Source organism: Rhizobium sp. R339 (assembly GCF_002211395.1).
In the GTDB taxonomy this organism is placed as follows: domain Bacteria; phylum Pseudomonadota; class Alphaproteobacteria; order Rhizobiales; family Rhizobiaceae; genus Rhizobium.
The window spans coordinates 85816-102370 of sequence record NZ_LOKV01000029.1 but is presented as its reverse complement, the minus strand read 5'-3'; the positions used below and the strand labels follow the sequence as shown (position 1 = coordinate 102370).

Annotated in this window: 13 protein-coding genes; 1 reads left to right on the top strand and 12 read right to left on the bottom strand. The window is 58.1% G+C overall.

Features of this window, described 5'->3' with window-relative positions; translation table 11 throughout:
* Positions 1-46: 46 nt before the first annotated feature.
* From ATY76_RS32280 to ATY76_RS32235, 10 genes are all read right to left on the bottom strand, one after another.
* On the bottom strand, positions 47-2563 hold the full coding sequence (locus ATY76_RS32280) for a HAMP domain-containing methyl-accepting chemotaxis protein (RefSeq protein WP_088395853.1): 2517 nt from the start codon (positions 2561-2563) through the stop codon (positions 47-49).
* Between the two features lie 183 nt (positions 2564-2746).
* The gene (locus tag ATY76_RS32275; protein ID WP_183621733.1) at positions 2747-3403 is read right to left on the bottom strand and encodes an SDR family oxidoreductase; all 657 of its coding nucleotides are present in this window, start codon (positions 3401-3403) and stop codon (positions 2747-2749) included.
* Positions 3404-3779: 376 nt separating this feature from the next.
* Positions 3780-3965 (bottom strand): hypothetical protein, encoded by a 186-nt coding sequence (locus ATY76_RS32270; protein WP_013984708.1) that lies wholly within the window; start codon positions 3963-3965, stop codon positions 3780-3782.
* 95 nt (positions 3966-4060) lie between these two features.
* Complete coding sequence (locus ATY76_RS32265; RefSeq protein ID WP_013984707.1) at positions 4061-5323, bottom strand: NAD(P)/FAD-dependent oxidoreductase; 1263 nt, start codon at positions 5321-5323, stop codon at positions 4061-4063.
* 77 nt (positions 5324-5400) lie between these two features.
* Positions 5401-5712 carry a putative quinol monooxygenase gene (locus ATY76_RS32260; protein WP_013984706.1) on the bottom strand — a complete coding sequence of 104 codons (312 nt, stop codon included), beginning with the start codon at positions 5710-5712 and terminating at the stop codon, positions 5401-5403.
* Positions 5672-6823, bottom strand: a complete 1152-nt coding sequence (locus tag ATY76_RS32255; RefSeq protein ID WP_013984705.1) for an NAD(P)-dependent alcohol dehydrogenase — start codon at positions 6821-6823, stop codon at positions 5672-5674. Before ATY76_RS32255 ends, ATY76_RS32260 begins: the two co-directional genes overlap by 41 nt.
* Before the next feature lie 62 nt (positions 6824-6885).
* Entirely contained in the window at positions 6886-7884 is a 999-nt protein-coding gene (locus tag ATY76_RS32250) for an ABC transporter permease (RefSeq protein ID WP_013984704.1), read from the bottom strand.
* Between the two features lie 5 nt (positions 7885-7889).
* Entirely contained in the window at positions 7890-8831 is a 942-nt protein-coding gene (locus ATY76_RS32245) for an ABC transporter permease (RefSeq protein ID WP_013984703.1), read from the bottom strand.
* Between the two features lie 9 nt (positions 8832-8840).
* On the bottom strand, positions 8841-10367 hold the full coding sequence (locus ATY76_RS32240) for a sugar ABC transporter ATP-binding protein (protein WP_170961474.1): 1527 nt from the start codon (positions 10365-10367) through the stop codon (positions 8841-8843).
* Positions 10368-10423: 56 nt separating this feature from the next.
* Positions 10424-11512, bottom strand: a complete 1089-nt coding sequence (locus ATY76_RS32235; protein ID WP_013984701.1) for a substrate-binding domain-containing protein — start codon at positions 11510-11512, stop codon at positions 10424-10426.
* Between the two features lie 666 nt (positions 11513-12178).
* Here ATY76_RS32235 and ATY76_RS32230 point away from each other — a divergent pair.
* Positions 12179-13285: an NAD(P)-dependent alcohol dehydrogenase gene (locus ATY76_RS32230; RefSeq protein ID WP_064843739.1), complete on the top strand. Its 1107-nt coding sequence runs from the start codon at positions 12179-12181 to the stop codon at positions 13283-13285.
* 739 nt (positions 13286-14024) lie between these two features.
* On the opposite strand, the gene ATY76_RS32220 is transcribed toward ATY76_RS32230, so the two are convergent.
* Together ATY76_RS32220 and ATY76_RS32215 are read right to left on the bottom strand one after the other, a co-directional pair.
* Positions 14025-15512 carry an NAD-dependent succinate-semialdehyde dehydrogenase gene (locus ATY76_RS32220; protein WP_013984698.1) on the bottom strand — a complete coding sequence of 496 codons (1488 nt, stop codon included), beginning with the start codon at positions 15510-15512 and terminating at the stop codon, positions 14025-14027.
* A 23-nt stretch (positions 15513-15535) separates the two neighbouring features.
* Positions 15536-16555, bottom strand: a complete 1020-nt coding sequence (locus ATY76_RS32215) for an ABC transporter permease (protein ID WP_013984697.1) — start codon at positions 16553-16555, stop codon at positions 15536-15538.

Below are 16555 nucleotides of genomic sequence, written 5' to 3'. Positions count from 1 at the left end.
CCGCATGGCGCGCCATCGGAATGCTTCGAATCTAACTACGGCTGCCTTATGCAGCGAGACTTACCCGATGAGCCGGCCTATCATCTGTCAACTTGAACCCAGCAAGCCGTTCGCTGAGTTCGATAGTCTGATCAGAAAGCGTCTTCGTTGCAGCGTTTGTCTGCTCAGCCATGGCTGCATTCTGTTGCGTCCCCTGATCAAGAACATTGACGTTGTTATTGATCTCAGCCAGCGAACTCGCTTGTTCGCGGCTGGAACTCACAATCTGGTCGATGCGATCAGAAATCTGCACGATTGATGCCGCTATACTGTGCAGAGCCTCCCCGGTCCTGCCGACGTAATCCGAACCGACGGCCACCTCTGACGAAGATTCTGAAATCAACTGCCGGATCTCGAGCGCTGCGGCTGACGATCTTTGGGCAAGCTCGCGTACTTCTTGTGCAACGACCGCGAAGCCTTTTCCAGCATCGCCGGCACGAGCTGCTTCAACGCCGGCATTCAGCGCAAGCAAGTTCGTCTGGAATGCAATCGTATCGATCAATCCTATGATCTGACCGATCTTGTAAGATGCATCCTGAATTCGTGCCATGGCGCTTATAGCATCAGTTACAATGATGGCCGCGCCCTCTGCATGTTCCTTGACTGCAGAAACAAACGCTTGTGTCTCGCAGGCATTCTCCGAGGAGTTCCTCACCGTCGCAGTCACCTGCTCAACGGCTGCTGCGGTTTCTTCGAGAGAAGCAGCTTGTCGTTCAGTCCGTCGTGACAAATCATCAGAGGCTTTGAAAAGTTCGTCGGTTCCCCATTTGATTTGTTGGGTGTTTTCGTCGATATGGGACACGGTTTCCCTGAGGACGCACAGTGAGTGGTTGAAGTCACGCCGCAGTTGCTCGAGATTGGGATGGAAGTGGCGGTCGATGGTCTGCGAGATGTCTCCTCGCGCCAATCTAGAGAGTGCCTCCCCGAGTGTTTGTACAGCGCTGGACACTTCTTTCTCAAGCTGAGCACGTTCAAACTCACGATCCGTTCGCTCCTGATCAGCCGTTTTACGGTCGTCTTGCGCGCGGGCTTCAACCTCGAGCTTCGAGACCGCATTTCCGCGAAAAACTTCAAGCGCGCGAGCCATATCGCCAATTTCGTCTTTCCGCTGGCAGCCAACGATGTCTGATTGAAGATCACCGGTCGCTAGCCCCTGCATGCGCCTTGCGATCCGTTCGATTGGAGCGCGCAATGTCACCATCAGGCCGGCTCCGGCCAAGAGGGCGACCAAAACACCGGAGACGGTAGCAGCTGCGGACAATAGTCGGGCGAAATCACTTTCCCGGTGAGCGTCATGTTCCTGAGTCGACGCGAACGACACGAGATTTTTCCATATCGACTGGACGGTTTTATCCGCCTCTGCGTATTGCGCCTGCCGCCCTTCCGCGATCTTGACCAACTTCTCGGTATTCTGTTCGATGGCATCCCCCTGTAAGTAGAGGACCTCCTCCATTTTGGGGAAGTCTGGCAATGAACCGGCTACGCCTCCAACCGCTACGGTGTCACGAGTCAGTTTCGTAAGCTGCTCAATGAGTCGCTCCTGGTTTTCAGTGCTGGCCGCCCGCAACAGGTTGTTTATCTCAATTTCTATCGAATCGGCATCCTGGCCTACCGATGCCACTGCCGCAATGAGCGTCTCCGATTCCGCCAATGGCTTATCCAAGGCTCGAACTGCGTGGGTTCCCTCGATCATATGCTGTATGGCGTCATCTCGCAGTCGCGGGGCAAACGCACTAAGGTCGATCCCTAGGCTGTGAAGGAAAGCGCTATCCAGCCCGGAATTGGCGACGACGCTGGAGATTGCCTGTTCCAAGTTTGCGACTGCTTGTCCACCATCGCCCGTTGCAACGACGCGCTTGACGGTTTTCATCGCCTTTTTGATCATGAGCGCCTGTTGCTGTGCCTCGGGGGTTTGCATCGCGCTGGCCGGCAGATTCACCAAATTTTCCGACAACCGCTGCATAATTGCCGCCGTGTCGATTGAGCGGGTAGCCTCTCTGAGCATCGTTTTGCCAGAGTTTTCCTGGTTGCGGACCTGCGCACGGACTTTAACCGCGGCCAGCTTCAGGTCGGCCGCGACCTGCTTGATCTCGGTCAAGCTTGCGGCAACGTCACGACGAATGGACAGCTCATCGTTGTGCAGGGACCACATGCGGTCCATGCTGTCAGAAATCGCGGACATCGCGGACTCACTGCTTTCAAGAGCACGAGTGTCACTACCAACGTCAGTGGCGACTTCCTGAAGCGACAGCATCGTGGCGCCCTGCCCCCTTAGACTTGCCAGGGCCTCATCACGGTTCTCCGTAGAACTCTGCGCCAAAAACCGGTTCATGCTCTCAGAGACGTCCCGAAATCCGCTCAAAGTCTCGAGAACTTCGCTCGATAGCCGAAGGCGAGATTGCAGCAATCCGGTCGCCTGTAGGCTCACGACACCGACGGCCGCCAGGATCATGACCAGCGGCACCAGTACTAATAAGACTTTCGCTCTGATGCTGAAAGCGGATAGCAAGCGATCGACGAACATAAAACCTCCAGATGACTAAAGCGGGCACTGCCACCCATTTCTGGAGTTTTAGTTATTCGACCTAAACGAAGAGGAAGAAAGTTCGACTGCGGAAATGCAAAGTGCTTTACATCTTGTTAGGATTTCCACGTCGAATTGACGCTCAAACTATCAACCTTAACGACAGGTTAATGTCTTCTCGAATTATCGTCGGAAAGGACTATCGTCAGGTTTCAGGTCGATGTGCAGGACGTTCCCCGTGAGCTTTCCAGACAGTTCTGGATTTGCGAGGAATTGGACAGCTTGAACAAGTGTCCTAAGCGTCTCACTTTGAACGTAAGATGTAGAACGCGCATTTCTGGTATGAACAGCGTTTATCCGAAGCCCCGAGTCGAAATACTTCTTCGCCATCGCACTCGTCGTAGTTCGTAAGGCCGCTTGGAGCACAGCTTCGCGGTCGGCCTCTAGCAGCGACTTCTCGTCGAACCAGGCGATATTCACAACAGCGAGTTCCTCTCCCTGGAGGCGGGAGCCGAAAGCACTTGTCACCCTTATCAGGTTGGAGACGGCATCAAGCCCAAGATCCGTAGCGGAAAGCGGTTCGGCGCATTCACGGCGACGGAAGGCTATGTTCACCAGAATATCGACCCGGCTCCAGCGTAGGTAGACCTGATCGACCATTGAATTGACATACACGTCCCTATTCAAATTGACCTTAACCGGAAACAAATTCGTCCCCGAGACTGCGGTTAATGAACTGAAGTCTGAAGGGTCGAGGTCACCTACGGCGACACGGTAGCCAGTTTCGAGGAAAGACTGCGCAAGACAGAAACCGACCGGGTTTGACGCGCCCACCAACACGCATACTTTGCCTGCATGAGAGCCGGCATCGGTTTGTCCTCCTTCGATAAACCCTTCCGTCGGCGGTGTCCGGCAAGCGTTGTGAGTCTTAGATCCTGGTTTCACGCGGAAAACGGTCCATGTGTGAAACCGTGAGATCTAGCAACTCGTTCGTATCTCAACAGGGAGACCACCACACACTTATCTCCAAATTACGTTGTCTCCCGCCTCTCCGACCCCAAGCCAAGAGGACATGGAAGATGATCGACGGACAATCCATCGATCCGGTTTCACGAGGTCTTTGGCGCGCGCCGGTTTGGTCTCGCCGTGCCACAGTTGGACCTTCCATGGAACAGCCCATGGATGTCTCTGGGGAACGGCATCTTTCCGGAAAGTCCTACGCTTTCACACGCGGCTCTCTGACGCGTATGGCATTCGTTTGGCCCTCAACGCTTGCACGCGCAGCATCGTCGAGCGCGTCAACGTCTATTGCAGACTGGCCTTCAGATAGGCACTCGCCATTCTCGCGTTCCACGGTCGAGGTCGGTGGAATGATAATGCTGTCTTTCAAAAACTCGCTCATGTTTCGTTCCTTCAATAGCTGCAGGTGACAAGGTCGTTCCGCGCAATGCCCACGAAAGCGTGGCGTGCTTCCGCCACGTCACTGATAAATCCCTGCTAGACCTCGTCCTTCAGCGTCTCCTTCTGGGTAATAAGGCGGGCAGAGTGGTGTCCGGAGGTAAATGCCCAAAGCCAGCTCAGCGCGACCGCCATGCGGCTCCGTGTTCCGATCAAAAAGTAGATGTGGGCAAAGCCCCAGATCCACCAGGCGATGGAGCCCTTGAGCCGAAGCCTGCCGAAATCGATCACCGCGGAGCTTGGCCCTATGGTGGCAAGATTACCAAGATGCCTGTACTTGAAGGGAGGCGGCGCTGAGCGCTGCTTAAGGCGGGCCTTGATCACCTGGGCGACGTATTTTCCCTGCTGCTTTGCGGCAGGAGCGATACCAGGAACCGGCATTCCCTCGCCGGTCTTAACGCTCGCGGTATCGCCGACAACGAAGATCTCCGGGTGTTCTGAGATCGTGAGGTCGGGCTGCACGATAGCCCGCCCTGCTCGATCTGTCTCCGCCCCGACCCATACGGCGGCCTTGGATGCCTGCACGCCCGCCGCCCATATGACCGTACGGCTCGGGACGAACTCGTCCCCGATCGATATACCTTCCTCGGTGCAGTCGGTTACCGGCCGTCCCGTGCGAACCTCGACGCCCATCGACGCAAGGGATCGCTCGGCGTATTGCGATAACGCCTCGTGGAAAACAGGCAGAACACGCGGTCCTGCCTCTACAAGAAGAATACGCGCCAAAGTCGTATCGATGTTTCTGAATTCCTCGACAAGCGTCCTTTGAGCCAGTTCGGCGATGATCCCGGCCATCTCGACGCCTGTCGGTCCGGCGCCGATTATCGAGAAGGTCAGCATTGCGGCCCGCGCTTGGGGATCGGTTTCCAGCTCCGCCTTTTCGAACGCCAGGAGAAGACGACGGCGGATGGTGGTGGCGTCTTCCAACGCCTTCAGTCCGGGCGCGAAAGGCTCCCATTCATCCCGGCCGAAATACGCGTGACGGGCCCCTGTTGCGAGAACAAGGGTATCGTAGGGAATGGCATGACCGCCCTTGAGCGAGACAAGCCGCTTCTCGACATCGACGCCCACGACCTCGCCAAGAAGCGTTGTGACATCTTTCCTTCCACGGAAGACCGCGCGAATGGGCCAGGCAATCTCGGAGGTTGCCAGGACGGTCGTTGCGACCTGATAGAGCAGCGGCTGGAACAGGTGATGATTGCGTCTGTCGACGATCGTGATCGAAAGGTTTGGACATTTGAGATCCTTGGCCAATTGGAGGCCGGCGAAACCGCCTCCCACGATGACAACTCGATGCTCCATTTAGTCCTCCCGCGAGCCTTTGGAAAAAAACCCGCCTCGGATCGAAGCGCGTCCTTCGGTGTTGCACGATCGCAAGCTCAGTCGCTGATGCGACTGCTCACAATGATGGAAGGGGGGCTTACCAGCAACGGAAGCAGCGGTTCGAGAACACGCTTGACGTTCGCAGATTCTCCGTGACGCGCGGCTGCCTCCTCGTTTGCCCAACCATCGAGAATGAAGAACGTATTCGGCTCGTCGGAGCGCTGGTAGAGATTGTAGTAAAGGCAGCCCTCTTCCTCGCGGGCAGGGCCGACAAACTCCTGGAGCAGTGTGTTGACACGGTCCCGGTTACGCGTCGATGTTTTAAACTCAACGATGAGATGCTGTTCGTCGGACTTGCTCGATGGCATGTGGGAAGCTCCTATTGAAGACGATGACGGGCTTGATCACGCGGCCAGCTTCAGCATCGGCGATGGCCTCGTTGATTTTCTCGAACGGGTACTTTGTGATCAGCTTCTGGAACGGAAACAGGCCGGCCTGGTTTAGTTCGACCAGTTGGGGGATGAAGAGCTGCGGGATCTGATCCCCGAGGATGGCACCCTGAATTTTCCGGTTGAAGACCATGAGGTCCAGCGGGATTGGAATATCCTTACCGAGCGCGTCGAGCCCGAGGAGGACGACATGACCCCCTGCCCGCGTGCATTTGATCGTGTTCAGGATGACGGGAACGATACCCACGGCGTCGATCGCAAAATCGGCACCGCCGCCCGTCAAGGCGTGGATCTGCTCCACGACGTCTGGGTCCCTGCCGTTGATAGCGTGGGTCGCGCCCAACGTCTCAGCCATGGCCAAACGCTGCTCGTTCAGGTCGATGATGATGATCTTGCTGCACCGCCGGACCTTGGCGGCCATCACCGCAGCCATGCCGACCGCTCCCGCGCCGAACACGGCAATGGTTTGACCGATCTCCGGCTTCATGGCGTTGATGACGGTACCTGCTCCCGTTGCCATGCCGCAACCGAGCGGGGCCGCATTCGTCAGGTCGAAATCCTTGGGAAGCTGCGCGGCGTTGTTTTCAGTCGCCAGGATGTGGGTCGCGAAGGATGACTGGCCGACAAAGTTGCTGCCGATGCCGACTTCATCACACAGCAAGGCCTTCTTGCCGTTCGGACGAAGCCCCGTCAGATTGTACTGGGTGTAGTTCTGGCAGTTCATCGGGTGAGAGCGCCGGCAATCGCCGCAGAAGCCACATGAACTCTGGCTGAGCGCAACGTGGTCGCCCACCCTTAAACCTTGGACGTCCGCCCCGATGGCCTCGACGATACCAACACCTTCATGTCCTGGTATGACCGGGGCGGGAGGTCCAAATATCCCATCACGGAGCAACAGGTCGGTATGGCAGATCCCCGTGGCGACCGTCCGCACGAGAATTTCATTGCCTTCTGGATCCGCCAGCTCAAGTTCACGAAACTCAAGCGGAGCTTTCGGTTTTGCGGCCACGGCCGCCGTTATCTTCACCATTCTTATCTCCTGCATTCTCCCGCGTTGACACCGGGAATGACCTGTTTGGCAGATCCTTGCGGCTAGACGCGACCGACGCGTGCTCCGTAAATGATCGCAGCAAGCGCGATGATCCCGCCCTGGACGATCAGCTTGCCGGGCTCCTGGATGCCGAACACCGTCAACATCGCGAAGAGGAAACTGAAGGCGACGACCGCCACGAAAGGCCCCGCGACGCCACCGCGGTCGACGCCGAACGTCACCCCACCGAGGATCGTCGCGGCGAGAGCGTTCATGAAGGTGTCGAAGCCGGGCTTGATCGTGCCAACGGCCAGAGCCGACACCTGAACCAGGGCGGCGATGCCTGTCAGCGTGCCCGCAAGTGTATGGGAGACAAAAATCGTGCGGGCCAGAGGTATGCCTGTTATCTCCGCCGCCCTCGGATTGTCGCCGACAGCGCGGAAGTAGCGCCCGAGGATCAAGAAGCGGAACGCTAATGCGACGAGAACGGAAATCCCGATCCAGACGATCACGGAGTAAGACAGGCCGTAGATGTTCCCGCTCGTCAGGACGCGAAGCCAGCTTGGTGTCGAACCCGGTGCACGGCCCGAACTCATGAATTGGATGATCCCGATGAGGATCGCCGATACGCTCAGCGTCGCGATGACCGCGGAGGCGCGGACATAGGCCACGAGGGCGCCGTTGATCAGACCGACGGCAAGGCCGATGACGATCGGCATCAGGACCGTGACGAAGGGCGGGTAACTGTTGAGGAGCCCGGAGCTGGCGAGATAGATCGAAAAAGCAAACACGCCACTGACCGAGAGATCAATAGAACGCACCCGCATGACAAGAGATTGCGCCAGCACCGCGATCCCAAGCGGCGCTGACTGTTTCAGGATCACGAACCAATAGTTTGGATTGATCAGCGTCGCGCTTACAGCGGGGGCCACAGCGATCAGGATTGCGAGCACGTAATATGCCGGGGGCAAACCGAGCACCCAGGAAAGTATGCGCCTGGCGGTGAGAGTGCGCGATGGCGTCTCAATTTTCGCATCCGTTGTGGTCATCGAGAGGTCCATCTCTTTCAAAGTCCGATCGTTTTGCGACGCTGTGAGACGACGAGTGCTAGCAGCAGAAGGCCCTTCACGACCGACTGGAGGAATGCCGAGACGTTAGCGAGGTTCATCACGTTGTTGACGATGCCGAGGATAGCCGCGCCGGCTACAGTGCCGAGGATGCTGCCGATACCGCCAGCCAGGTGAACACCCCCGAGCGCTGCTGCGGTAACGGATTCAATTCCGAATGTGGCGCCCCCCTTGGGATCGCCCGAGGCAAGGCGACCTGCGAGGAACATCCCGGCAGCGCAAGCAAATAGCGCCGACAGGATGTAGGCCTTGATGACTGTGCGCTCGACCGGGACGCCATTCATGCGGGCATTGAAGTCGTTACCACCCGAAGCGAACAGGTAAAGGCCAAACGGTCTGCGATAAAGCAACCAGGCAGCAACGAACGTGGCGACGATCAGCCAGAGCAGCGAGTTTGGCACGGGCCCAACGGAACCCGCGACTGACGCCGAAAGCCATTCGGGCACCTTCCCGCCGGGGATAGGAAGAATGATAAGCGCCAATCCCTGGCCGATACCCATGGTTGCCAGGGTCATGATGATCGGATGGACGTTGAGCCTGGCTACGCCGTAGCCATTCGACAATCCGAATGCGATCGCAACCGCAATGCAAAGCATGACACGGACAACCTCGGGCATGTCGAGTGTCATGATCGTAGTCGTCACGCTGATGATCGAACCAACGGAAACGTCTAGGCCGCCCGTCAGGATCACAAAGGTCTGGCCTAGCGCAGAAATGACAAGAACAGTGGATTGGGCCAGCAGGTTCGACAGATTCTCCGGCGCCAGAAATTGTGGAAGCAGGATAACCGAGGCGACCACCAGCACGAATAGCGTCCCGATCGACAGCCGGATCGCACCCGCCCTATAGGGTGCCTTCAGGAACTTTGCGACGGTATTCATGTATCCTCCTCAATGAACAGCGGCGCGCGGATCGTGCGCGGAGTTCGAACCGAGTGCGGTTCCCAGGATGGTTTCCTCTGTGGCATCAAGCGCGGGCATCTGTCCGACGATCTTTTTGTCGTGAACGACCAGGATGTTGTCACAGAGCCCGATCAGTTCGGGGTGCTCGCGTGACGAGACGATCACTGCACCGCCACGATCGGCAAAATCGCGAAGCAGCTTATAGATTTCCGCTTTAGCGCCGACATCGACGCCACGTGTCGGCTCCTCGATGACAAGGATATCAACCCCCGAAAGCAGCCAGCGGCCAAGAAGGACCTTTTGCTGGTTTCCGCCCGAAAGTTTGCCGACGGGCGAGGCTGGGTCGGCAGCCGCAACACGGAGCGACTTTATGACATCGTGAACCCTGGAGATGGAACGCCATGCAACGCTCGCCATGTTCCGGTTCAACTGCTTGCCAAGTGCGATGTTATCGTAGATCGGAAGCCGAAGAAATAAGCCTTCCTGCTTGCGGTCTTCAGGAATGAAACCAATGCCGGCTGAGATCGCACTCGAAAAGCCGGAGGATACGTTCACACCGATCATGCTATCGTCGCGGCGACGCCGGACGGTCACAACTGCGGCGGTTTCGACCCCGACGACCGCACGCATGATTTCGCGCTGCCCCTGGCCTTCCAGCCCGGCCAGTCCGATGATCTCGCCCGTGCGTACGGAAAAACCGACTGGCGGGCCATGGTCATTGAGACGAAGCCCTGCCACGTCGAGCATCGGCGACCCAATGGTCTGCGCCCTCGGCGGAAAGAAATTCTGAAGCTCGCGTCCAACCATGTTTGCCACAAGCGTTTGGAGATTGAAGTCTTCTGCCCTGGCTGTCTTTACCCAAGCCCCATCCTTCATGACGGTGATGGTGTCGCACAGTTCGAACACCTCGTTCATCCGATGCGAGATGTAGACGACAGCCTTCCCTTGCGCCTTCAGATCGCGGATGACCTTGAAGAGATGAGCGACGTCCGTCGAGTTTAGTGCCGCGGTCGGTTCATCGAAAATGAAGACATCGGCATTGGATGTCAGACCTTTGGCGATTTCCACTGCCTGCTGCTGGGCAACCGTCAGCGTTTCCACAATCGCCGTGGCGTCCAGTTGAGGGAAAACGTCGACAAGCAGCTTGCGGGATCGCTCGACGACCTCGGCGGTGTCTATCGACCCATCGGCACGCCGCGGTTCGTGTCCAAGAAACATGTTTTCGGCGACCGTGAGATTGGGGATGAGGGTGAACTCCTGAAACACTGTCGACACCCCGGCGAGACGCGCTTCCTTGGGGGAACGGAAGGTCACCTCTTCTCCTCGCAGACGGATGCGTCCAGCGGTCTGTTGATAGACGCCGGCCAGAATTCGCATCAGCGTGGATTTTCCCGCCCCGTTCTCGCCCATCAATGCGTGGACGGAGCCGCGTTCAAGCGAAAATTGAACATTCGACAGGACTTTGGCCGCACCAAAGGACTTGTTTATGCCGACCATCTCGACAAGCATACTCATGAACACTTCCATCTGCGAGGGTGAAGAGGGCGCGCTTTGTCCGCGCCCTCCATGCGTCAGGCCTTGAAGTACTCGAGGAGCTTCTCATTCGGCATTTCTGTCGGAGCCCAGTAAGCGTCCGTGAGATCGGAGCGGTAAAACTGTGCAAGATTGTCGTCGACGATCGGCTTGGGCCGGTTGGTCCAGTTGCGCTGGATCGGCTTGCCTTCGAGAAGCGCGAAGGCCGCACGCAGGGCTGCCGTCGAAAGAGCCGGAGGGCAAATGGGCCCAATCGAAGAGAGCTTTTCGTCATTCCAACGACGCATCCAACCGTTGAGCGCTTCTCCCGTGATCGGTGGAATGGTGGAAGCCCCGGCTTCCTGCAGCGCGTCCAAGACCCCGAGCGACATGTTCGCGCCGTCAGTCCAGACCCCGGCGACATCCGGATCAGACAGATAGAGGCTTTCGGCTATCTTCTTTGAGTCCTCGTAGGACCAGCTGCCGTGCTGGGTTGAGGTGATTTGGAGACCGGACTTGCTGAAGACTTCGATCGCCCCGGCGTAACGATCAGCATCGATCGGATGTCCGGCGACGCCACGCAGCACCCACACTTTTCCCTTGTTGCCGAGCTTATCGACCAGGAACTGCGCCATCACCCGGCCAAAGTAGAAGTCGTCGCCTTGGACCTGCACCGTGAATTCGTCTGTGTCGACGCGACCGAGATAGACGACCGTCGGAATGCCGGCAGCCTTCGCCTTCCTGATGCCTTCCACGGCCGAGCCTGTCGTAAGCGGCGCAATGATGATTGCATCTACCTTTTGTGCGATCAGATCCTCGATGTCGGCGACCTGTTTTGAGGCGTTGAGGTCGGCGCTTCGGAATTGATAGTCGCCGACACGGGCCTTGTTCCTGCTGATTTCGTATTCGGCCTCGAATGCGGTTTGATAGGTGTGCGTCGAACCGGCCAGGCCATAGTGGCTGTGACCAATCTTCCAGGGACCTGACTTGGCAAACTTACCAGCGTCGACGACGGGGTTTTCCCCTTCGGACGGCCAAGTGTCGGGCAGCAGGGTGATCGTATCCTCTGCCCGCAGGATGCCCGGTATTCCGAACGCGCCAGCTGCAATCAAGGCACTGCCCGTCTGTAGGAATGTACGTCTTTTCATCGAAATTCTCCTCCTCTTGCCACCCAACGTGGCCATTTTGTCTGCGATCTGGAGCGCCGCTATCCTCCAGACATCGCTGAATTCTCCCCACAAACGGCAGATCGCATCATTATGAATAAGCAGACAATCTGTCAATAAACTATATTGAATTTCAGCTTTTGGACGTGTCTTCTGTGTTATCATACTGATTTTTTTATTCTTTTATTGATGCTTGGTTCGATATAGCAATAAGACAAAGCAGCCGCCCGTCACCTCACCCACGAGCACGCCAACAGGAACCAGAGGAGACCGCGCCTCGCCGGCGAGGTTCATAAAAAGGAAGTTGGGAGCCATAATCGCTACCATCACCCGGAAAGCGAGGCCGCGAGGCAGGAAATACGGGCACCACCGTCAGCCGGCGCGTTCGATGAATGCCACTTCTGAATCAGTCAATCTGTCAAGCGAATTCCAGTTTTAAGACAGCCAACAATTCGGACCAAGATCTAGATCGGCCGAATGCCCTGAGGAAGTAATTGATATTACATCGATTTTTCTCTTTACATGTCCGTGTAGCGCGCTGGGATGGCCTCAGCGAGCATTTTGGTTCACTGAAGATAATTGACTGATTGTCTGCGAACGCCTACAAGTGTCACCTACCGGCCGAGCGCGCACTGATGGAGTCATTTTATGAAAGAAGCATACGCTGCAATTTCGCGCGAAAAGGCAAAGCCTCTTGTTCTGGAGTGCATCGGTATCGATCAACCTCGCCCCGACGAAATCCTCGTCCGGATCGTGGCGAGCGGTGTCTGCCACACCGACATGGTTGTTCGCGACCAAGGATATGACGTACCGCAGCCCGTGGTTCTCGGCCATGAAGGCTCCGGCGTCGTGGAAGTGGTCGGGGCCGATGTAAAAGAGCTTTCGCCCGGCGACCACGTGGCTCTAAGCTACGCATATTGCGGGAAATGCGAGAAGTGCCGGGGAGGCACGCCTTATTATTGTGAAGACTTTTTCGGCAGAAATTTCCGTGGCACCCGGCCGGATGGCAGTTGCCCGCTACATGATTCACACGGTACCCAGATCAGCGGGTGCTTCTTCGAGCAGTCTTCTTTCGCCACCTATGCCATCGCCAGCGAGCGCAATGCGGTCAGGGTTTCCAAAGATGTTCCCCTCGAACTCATGGGACCGCTGGGCTGCGGGCTGCAAACTGGCGCCGGAGCGGTTCTCAACTGCCTCAAGCCCCAACCGGGATCTTCCATTGCAGTGTTCGGCGCGGGTGCGGTCGGCATGGCAGCCGTCATGGCGGCGAAGATTGCCGGATGCTCGACCATTATCGTGATCGACCTTAACGATGAACGTCTCGAACTGGCGATTGAACTGGGTGCAACCCACATCATAAACGCCCGCAATAGGGATAGCGTCAAGGCGATCAGGGAAATCATTCCCGAAGGCGCAGACTTCAGTCTCGAATGCACGAGCTCGCCGAAGGTGTTTCGCCAGGCGGTCGATTGCCTCGGCACCCCAGGAACCTGTGGACTGGTCGGATCGTCCGCGCTCGGAACGGAAGGGATCGTCGATATCGGCAACTTTCTGTTCGGCCGTACGCTCGTCGGTGTGGTCGAAGGCCAGAGCATTCCCTCCAAATTCATACCCGAGCTCATCGAATACTGGCAGCAGGGACGGTTCCCGTTCGACAAGCTCGTCCAGTTCTACGATCTCAACCAGATCAACGAGGCAATGGCCGATTCCGAGAGCGGCAAGGTCATCAAGCCAATCCTGCGCATGAAGCACTAAGCTCTCGTCACGAACATTGTCCAGAAGTCAGCCTCCCAAGGCAACGTCCGGCGGGGCCGTGGTCGTCACGGTCTCGCCCGGACACTCTGGAACGCAGGTGTGAGGCGCAACCCCGTTTCATCATTGCAACGCGACCAGGTCGCGGTAACGGTAGTGGGCTCTTCCAGGTCAAAATATTAGTCTGCGACGGCGCAATTTCTCGGCGATCCGTGACCCCCTCATCAAGGCCTTGCGGCAGTTGACGACCGCACGTCATTCAACTGATGCTGCCCTTGGGCCATAAGAGCACTCGGGCCGGCAGGCCGAGCGTCCCCCGACACGTGCGCCTTGCGTCGACGTGCCACCAGCAAAATGCCAGACAATCGGCGATGATCTTGCCAGCGAGTGGCCAGTGGCGCGCTTTCTCCGTCCCGTCGAAAAATACCAACGAAACTTTCGAGATGGGTCATCAGGCGTTGGGCCAACGGAAGCCTTAAGCAGACAGACCCACGACAAAGGCGAGTCTCGCCCCTGCCTCTCTCCGCACGTTCCGACGTTCCATTGCCGTTCTGCCCTCGACGTTCGCCTGGGCAGCGTGATCGGCCGGGTCCTGCTCGCGGTCGGCCGCCTCGTTTTGAAGGCTGTCGGCGCGGTCTTGACCAAGACTCTCCCCGCCTTCTGCAGAATGTGTCATCGGGCTTCCGTGACGAGCTCAAACCTTGCTGGTGGCGAGCCTTAAGACCCACCACCAGCCGTTGGACTATGACTGTATGCCGCCCATGCAGACGTATTTCATGGAAAGGAAGTCATCCATGCCGTATTTCGAGCCCTCGCGGCCGAACCCCGACTGCTTGACGCCGCCGAACGGTGCAACCTCCGTGGAGATCAGGCCCGTGTTGACGCCGACCATCCCGTACTCCAGGGCCTCCGTAACCTTCCAGACGTTTCGAAGGTCGTTGGCGTAGAAGTAGGCGGCGAGACCGAACTCTGTGTCGTTGGCCAGTTCAATGACCTCTTCCGTCGTTTTGAACCTGAAGACAGGAGCGAGCGGCGCAAAGGTCTCCTCTCGTGCGACCTTCATTTCCTTCGTGGCTTCCGAGAGAAGCGTCGGCTGGACGAAGGTGCCACCACGCTCGTCCCTTGCGCCGCCCACAACGATCTTCGCACCCTTACCGACCGCGTCATCGATGTGACTATAGAGCTTCGCCACCGCATCGTCGTTGATCAGCGGACCGATGGTGGCTCCATCCTCGAACCCGTCAAGGACCTTGAGCGCGGAAACCCGCGCCGCGAGTTTCTCTATGAAGCGGTCGTAGACCCCGCTCTGGACGTAGAGACGGTTGGCGCAAACGCAGGTCTGGCCGGCATTGCGGAACTTGGACAGCATCGCTCCTTCCACGGCCTCGTCGAGGTCGGCATCGTCGAAGACGATGAAGGGAGCGTTGCCGCCGAGTTCGAGGCTGAGCTTCATGATCTTTTGTGCGCCCTGCGCCATCAGGATGCGGCCGACCTCGGTAGACCCTGTGAAGGTCAGCTTCTTGACGACGGGGTTCGAGCAGACTTCTTCACCGAACATCCGGGCGTTGTCTGTCGGCAGGACGCTGAACAGGCCGCCGGGTATTCCCGCGCGCTCAGCGAGTATGGCAAGAGCAAGGGCCGACAATGGGGTTTCGGCGGCCGGCTTGAAGATGATGGCGCAGCCGGATGCCAGCGCCGGGGCGATCTTGCGGCAGACCATGGCGGAAGGAAAGTTCCAGGGCGCGATGGCCGCCACCACGCCGACGGGCTGTTTGATGACTATCAGGCGCTTGTCGGCCTGATGCCCCGGAATGGTGTCGCCGTAAACGCGCTTGGCTTCTTCCCCGAACCATTCAATGTAGGAAGCGCCGTAGGCGACCTCTCCGCGTGCCTCGGCTAGAGGCTTGCCCATCTCGGACGTCAGGATGATCGCGAGGTCCTCGGTGTTGGCCGTGACGAGGTCGAAGAACTTCCGCATGACGCCGGCACGTTCCTTGCCCGATCGTGCGGCCCACTTTTTCTGGGCGAGTTTGGCGACGTCGATGGCTTCGCGGACGTCCTGGAGTCCTGCGCTCGGGAGGCTCGCAATCACGTCCCCGGTCGAGGGATTGTGGACCTGGATCGTCTTGCCGCTCGCGCCCTCTTTTCGCCAGTCGCCTCCTACCAGCATTTCCTCGCGTACCAGGGAGGGGTCTTTCAGGCGATCCAGTAGAGCGGTGGAGATAGCCATTGGTATTCCTTTCGATGCAACGTTCAAATCTGATTACGGATGTGTGGTGAGCGGGCATAGATCGCGACCATGGGGACGATCAGCAGCCCTACGACGGCCTGTTGTGCCGGGAAACTGAGCCCCAGGCCGACGAGAAGCGAGGTCAGGACAGTAAGGACGAGGACGCCGAGGACCGTCGCTCCATACCCGCCGGCACCGCCTAGAAGAGACGTTCCGCCGATAACGACCGCCGCCACGGTGGTGAACAGATAGGGATCACCGACCCCGACAAAACCGCCGCCGGAGAAACCGAGGAGCAGCATTCCGGTGAGTGCCGACATCGCCCCGCTGACGCTGTGAATCACTGTCCAGATCTTGAATTCCGAGATTCCGAGGCGGGCGGCGGCCGTGCGGCTCCCGCCAACAGCATAGAGGCTCCGGCCAAACCAGGTGTTGTGCATTATCCAGCCCAGAGCGACGGCGATGAAAGCCCATATGACGATAACCGGTGGAAACGGCAGACCGAAGAACCTGCCATTGAACGCCGAAAGGTTGCGAAGCCATCCGGGGACGGGCGCAAAGACGGTACCGCCGAACTGCGATCCGAGCGAGGTGTAGATCTGGACCGCCCCGACGGCGGCAAAACCAAGACCGAGCGACATGATCAGCGCCTGACCCTGCAGCCGGAAGCTGAGGGCGCCGTTGCAAGCCCCGACCAAAATGCCAAGGAGAAGCACGACGATCATGGCGACGGGGGCGGGAAGACCCGCCACCATGAGGCTTGGAAGCAGGATATTGGCGCCACCGATGATGTATGGGATGGAAAGATCCAGCGCTCCAACGAGCGCGCAGAGCGTCTGCCCAACAGACGCCAGCCCAAGGAAGGCGGCGAGAAGGAGGATCGATCGCGCGTTCTGCGGCGACACGAAGCCCGGCACGAGCAGGGCTCCAAGAATGAGCAGACACGCAAGGAGACAGAAGCCGATCGAAATACTCTTGTGCTTGCGCAAAGGGCTGGCGCCACGGGTCGCGCCGATTTCTGTGTTCAAGACAGTGGAGATCAT